This is a genomic window from Undibacterium sp. Di26W (assembly GCF_049340265.1).
Taxonomy (GTDB): Bacteria; Pseudomonadota; Gammaproteobacteria; order Burkholderiales; family Burkholderiaceae_D; genus Undibacterium.
Genome location: NZ_JBMPOR010000098.1, coordinates 1 through 255, shown reverse-complemented (window position 1 = coordinate 255; position 255 = coordinate 1). Strand labels below are relative to the sequence as shown.

The following is a 255-nucleotide window of genomic DNA, read 5'->3' as shown; positions in this document are numbered from 1 at the left end:
AGACGACAGCGGGTTACCGCCCTTGATGCAGGAGTTGACGCAGCGACTGCTATCGCATTTGCAGGGACTGGACCGGCAGGTGCAGGAAATTGACAAGCAAATCAAGCAACTGGCAAGACAATCCCAGGTTTGCCGCACGTTGGAACAGGTGCCGGGCATCGGCCCCATTACCGCCACGGCTCTTGTTGCTACGGTAGGCAGTCACATCAATGAATTCAAGAACGGTCGGCAGCTCGCGGCCTTTCTTGGTTTGGT

Annotated in this window: 1 protein-coding gene; it reads left to right on the top strand. The window is 56.5% G+C overall.

Features of this window, described 5'->3' with window-relative positions; translation table 11 throughout:
- On the top strand, positions 1–255 hold a 255-nt coding region (locus ACO0LM_RS28810), incomplete at both ends, for a transposase (RefSeq protein ID WP_423042390.1).